7 protein-coding genes and 1 pseudogene are annotated in these 4,501 nt (G+C 60.4%); 4 read left to right on the top strand and 4 right to left on the bottom strand.

Features of this window, described 5'->3' with window-relative positions:
• Window positions 1-251 (top strand): hypothetical protein (locus AC5JJ6_RS00510; RefSeq protein WP_496040158.1); only part of this gene is annotated, 251 nt, incomplete at its 5' end.
• 83 nt (window positions 252-334) lie between these two features.
• Here AC5JJ6_RS00510 and AC5JJ6_RS00505 read toward each other — a convergent pair.
• Together AC5JJ6_RS00505 and AC5JJ6_RS00500 are read right to left on the bottom strand one after the other, a co-directional pair.
• Window positions 335-535, bottom strand: coding sequence for a hypothetical protein (locus tag AC5JJ6_RS00505; protein ID WP_496040157.1), 201 nt, complete (start codon window positions 533-535; stop codon window positions 335-337).
• Window positions 536-827: 292 nt separating this feature from the next.
• Window positions 828-1,055: a hypothetical protein gene (locus tag AC5JJ6_RS00500; RefSeq protein ID WP_496040156.1), complete on the bottom strand. Its 228-nt coding sequence runs from the start codon at window positions 1,053-1,055 to the stop codon at window positions 828-830.
• Between the two features lie 243 nt (window positions 1,056-1,298).
• Between AC5JJ6_RS00500 and AC5JJ6_RS00495 the strand changes: the two genes are divergently transcribed.
• Window positions 1,299-1,862 (top strand): Uma2 family endonuclease, encoded by a 564-nt coding sequence (locus tag AC5JJ6_RS00495; protein ID WP_496040155.1) that lies wholly within the window; start codon window positions 1,299-1,301, stop codon window positions 1,860-1,862.
• Window positions 1,863-2,033: 171 nt separating this feature from the next.
• Here AC5JJ6_RS00495 and AC5JJ6_RS00490 read toward each other — a convergent pair.
• Both AC5JJ6_RS00490 and AC5JJ6_RS00485 read right to left on the bottom strand, forming a co-directional pair.
• Window positions 2,034-2,225: pseudogene (locus AC5JJ6_RS00490) on the bottom strand (transposase); the annotation flags it as partial.
• A gap of 24 nt (window positions 2,226-2,249) precedes the next feature.
• Window positions 2,250-3,548 carry an ISKra4 family transposase gene (locus AC5JJ6_RS00485; protein ID WP_496040154.1) on the bottom strand — a complete coding sequence of 433 codons (1,299 nt, stop codon included), beginning with the start codon at window positions 3,546-3,548 and terminating at the stop codon, window positions 2,250-2,252.
• A 360-nt stretch (window positions 3,549-3,908) separates the two neighbouring features.
• Here AC5JJ6_RS00485 and AC5JJ6_RS00480 point away from each other — a divergent pair, with 360 nt between their 5' ends.
• Window positions 3,909-4,223: a hypothetical protein gene (locus tag AC5JJ6_RS00480; protein WP_496040153.1), complete on the top strand. Its 315-nt coding sequence runs from the start codon at window positions 3,909-3,911 to the stop codon at window positions 4,221-4,223.
• The coding region (locus AC5JJ6_RS00475; RefSeq protein WP_496040152.1) for a hypothetical protein at window positions 4,220-4,501 on the top strand (282 nt) is incomplete at its 3' end. The genes AC5JJ6_RS00480 and AC5JJ6_RS00475, both read left to right, overlap by 4 nt.

Here is a 4,501-nt window from a genome sequence, read left to right as displayed (position 1 = left end):
CCCCTGGCGCAGAGGACGCGATATCGCACTTGCCGGACGGAATGGCGGTGGCCGATGAGCGGCTTCTGCGCCAGAAGAGGTCGGCGGGGCTTTCGGGGGTTGAAGTTGGTCAGGACAGGACGGGAATTTTCGCCGAGCCAGGCGAAATTCCGTTGATCCTGGAGGGATGTTCCGCTGATCCGGGCGAAAATGCTCGGGTTTCCGGTGAACCAGGGAAAGCGACAACCGTCCATTCCTGCCGCCCATTCTAACTTCCGATAATTCAATGGAATCGGAACTGACGGTCTTCACGGTACACTGTGCCGGAGGATCGCATTCGCTTTGAGCACACGCTTCAGCTTGCTGGCGGGGCACACTCTTGGCGGTTGCTCAGGGGAGCATCGAGAAGTTGGATGGTGCCAGCGGTCAGAGCTACCTCGGCGCAAAACTGGGCTTGAGCTTCAAAGGGCCTCAGGTCGAACCGGGATCTCCGGTCGAGCACCCGGTTCTGCGGCACGGCGATGTTCTGGTCGCCATTGATGGTGTCCAGCCCCACGGTTCAACTCAGGTCCGCAACCACGTTGGACGGAAGCGTGTCGGGAGGCGGTTGCCCTGAGCCTCGAGCGCGACGGTTCCAGGCGTGTCCTGACCGCCACTATTCAGGACGATCAAAGGTCCAGTCGGCGCTGGAGACGATCCAGGTGGACGTTAACGATTGCGTGGAATATTGGGTGGGCGACGAATCGGTCGCTGAGAAGCCAAAGCTTGAACAGCCGATATTGGTGAGAGGTTGATAGATGAATTATACTACGCTATTCGACCTGGGCGTCGCTGATCGACACTGGCACTCAGGATACCGTCTGTCGTTTCAGCGATTTCGAGAAATCTTCAGTGCTCGCGGCCGCGGTGAGACAGCCGGGTACGACAGCCTGTTGCGGATCATCGGTCCGCACCACATGAGCGCTCTGGAGGCGCTGGCTTCGCCGCTTTCCGAAAACCTGACGCTGAGCGCTACCCGGCATCGCCTCAATCTGGTTCGTGACCGCATGAAGAATGCGCTCGATGCGCTTGAGCAAGCCCCGATTTCACAGGGTCTCTCGACCACGACATAACCTACGGTGCTGATAACCCGCTCCCAATTGACATCATCTTGACGGACGCAATCAGTCTTTCGTCGGTTCCCCGGCATGAACAGAATGGCTGTCACTCCAGATCGAGCGCCTTTGGCACGGCTGGTCAAGCGGATCATGCTCCATTCAGGAAGCGGGCATTGCCACGTCACGCATGGTAGGCTGTTGGTGGGATGGAGGGAGACGCCAGTGGAGCAGCCGAAGCCCGCAAGGATGAACCGGGACGAGTTCCGGCGATGGGTCGAGGAGCAGGGCGGCCAACGCTTCGAGCGTGTTGCCGGTGAACCCGTCGCCATGTCGCCGGAAAGGCTGGGGCACGTCCGCCTGAAGTATCGCGTCTGGCAGGCGCTGGATGCCGCCCTGGCCGAGGGAGGCCTGGGCTGCGAGGCAATCGGCGATGGTGCTACAGTCGAGATCAACGAGGACGTTGACTACGAGCCGGATGTGCTGGTCGAGTGTGGCGACCGGACATCCAATGACGCGTTGGCCGCCTCAAGCCCGACGATCGTCGTCGAGGTGCTGTCCAGGGGCACGAGGGGAGTGGACACCGGCGCGAAGCTCGGGGACTACTTCTCGGTCTCGAGCATCATGCACTACCTGATCTGGCACGCCGATCGGAAGTTGGTGGTCCACCACCGGCGCGACGGGGCGGATTACCATACCCGCATCCTGCATGGCGGCACGATCGAGCTGGTTCCGCCTGGGATCAGCATTGACCTGGACGCGGTTTACCAAAGGGCGGGAATCGGTTGAAGGGGCAGAAGGCCTAATCTTACTGTGTCATAAGTTCCTTGCCGGCGACAGGGACGCTGCACCTCTGAAGTGTTGCCGTTGACAGCATGGGCTGTCAACCGACGTCAGGATAGGGGTTCTTCGTTCTTTTGTGTGTACAGCTTTAGGATGAAGTTCAGAGCATGGTTTCACCTAGGCGGCTGCCATGACGCGGCTGCGCAGGAGGTCGAAACCGGCGCGGCCGTACATGGTGCGCTTGACGACTTTCAGCCGGTTGATCTGGCCCTCGACCGGACCAGTACTCCAGGGTAGCGTCAAGGCGGCATGGACGGCTTCGACATCCTGACGGAGGCTCCGCGCGAAACCTTTAAGGCCGCTGTCTTCGGGGGACTGCCGCGAGATTGGGGGTCAAGCCGCGATAGCCGTTTCGGAGCCGGGATTGGCGTCGAACAGTTGTCCGAAGCCGGGACCAAATTTGCCGTTGAGGACGGCACAGCGGACCTGAAGCAGGAGATCGGCGCCGTGCCGGGACCAGCGCATCTGCTGGGATTTGTTCATGCGGCGGTTGACCAGGAAGTTGGCGGTGCCTTCGGTGAGCGAAGTGCCAACTCGCAAACCGGCATGATGGCGTTCGGCATAGTTGACCAGCCACGCACTTTGGCTGGTCAGGTAGCGGTCGATCTCGCGCAGTGCCGTCCAGAGCCGGCGTGACGGCGGATCCTTTTTCCGGCAGCCTGACTCACCTTGGAAAGCCGGCATGACCGCACGGATGCGTTCGATTGTGACCGTGGCATCCTTGACCTTGCCGTTCCAGATCCGCCAGCGCAGGCGCTCGACTTCCGCCACGATCACCGCCTTTGCTTTGACCTGCTCTGGTGTCTCGGACGACAGGTTGCTGGCTGTCGTCTCGGCGTGCTGCAATCGCATGGCGATGTGGAACCAGTCGAGATACGGCAGCTTGGTAACGCCGGCATTGGCCAGGATGGAGCGCAGCCCGGAACAGCCGTCAGTGAACGCCGTGATCCCCGTGTCGGCGGTCTGGCCGACTTCCCTGAGACCGCGCCGGATCAGCCCCTCGATTGGCGTGTCGGTCTTGGCGACCGCGGCGAAAACCTGACGGGCTCCATTGGATGCCTCGACGTTGCCGAGGCGGACTTCGAGATGGCGCTGACCATCCTCACAGCTCCGAATGAAAGTCGAGTCCAGGGTCAGGGTGATCGCCGCCGCTGGAGCTGCCGGCTCGGCTGGGGCTACGTCACGCAGCTGCTCGCCGACCCGCAAAGTGCCCCGGCGCACGGTTTCGGGATGGATCCCGGCATCCACCGGCAGGAGATGTTCAAGCAGGCCGGCGGCGATCCGGTAGGGCATGAGCGCCGACAGATGGGCCCGCAGCTGGTCGAGCTCGGGTGTCGAGCGGCAGTGGGATGGCCAATCGACACCAGCCTCCGTGCCGCCGCAGCCGGCGCAGCGGAAGCGGGGCAGCCGGAGCGTGACCTGACCGAACACGGTGGCGATCTGGTGCGGGCGGTAATCCTTGACCTGGCAGGGGATGGTGCAGGTTCGACAATCCGGACGTCGAACCGCATGGTCCCGACTCTGGGCTGTGACGATTTGCTGTTGGACCACAGCTACAAGCTGCTTGCCCTGCGCCAGGGTCAAACCTAGATCCGCGATGTCGCCAAGGTCACCAAGGCAGTCGATTGCCATCACGTCAACGCTTCGGCGCGACCCATCGATCCCGGTTTCCACCAGGCGCAAAACCCACCCCATCCTTATTCCCCAGCCGCTGAAACGTACCGACCGGTCATATCCTGTCCAGCCCAGATCCCCCAATCTCGCGGCAGTCCCACACTCCTGAAGTCTTTCCTCGGCCATGTCACGGAGCAGGAAGGTGTCACGCCGCCTCAGAAAGCAATCTACATTCCTCCCGAAAACATCGACAAGTATGGCGAACTTGTTGGCCTCGGACGGTGCGGGCGGGATCGACGCTGCCAATTGTTCCCGCCCTTCAGTTGCTATACCTGTGCGCGGTTCGAGCCCGATCCTGATGCTCCTCACGAACAGATTTTGGCAGATCTCATCATTTGGAAGAAAGATTGGCCGAAGAGCATTGGGCGCAGCCGTGACAGTGTCGCTGTCCAATTGGACAACGTGATCGTTGCTCTTGGTCACCTGACTGTAGTTTTGAAGGTTTACCGACATCTGCGAGCAATTCACCAAGCAGGCCAAGCTTTGCCAAATCTTGACGAAATGGCTGAGGCTACGGGCGTCGAGCGCAAGTTCATCGAAGAGGATCGGTCGATTCAGCGTTATCTTACTAGGTGGTTATCGATGTCTGCTCGTACCAATTCCTGGCAGAACCGTCGTAGAGGTGCGAAATGAGCAACATCGAACCGTTCGTTCCGTATGGTCACACGCGTGCCGCTGAAAATTTGGAGCTGTTTATCGCACGCGCAAAAAAGCTCCAACCCTGGCCTGTCGAAGTTAATTTTGCTTCTGACATCTGGCCGCTGCCGAGCGAACTTCCCGGTAGCTCAGGGATAGTGACTATCAGTTTCGCCTCGCTTTCACCGACAATGAAGGATGCTGTGAAAGCTATCATCCTCTACCGAAGGGAAGAGGTGAAGTTCAAGGCGAAAACGGCTGCCCAGTGGGCACGG

It is taken from the genome of Skermanella sp., assembly GCF_059503625.1.
This window is presented reverse-complemented; position numbering and strand designations above follow the sequence as displayed.

Bases quoted from the DNA above. Each gene is read 5' to 3' on its own strand.
- AC5JJ6_RS00485 (WP_496040154.1), bottom strand. From the start codon at position 3,548: ATGGCAATCGACTGCCTTGGTGACCTTGGCGACATCGCGGATCTAGGT.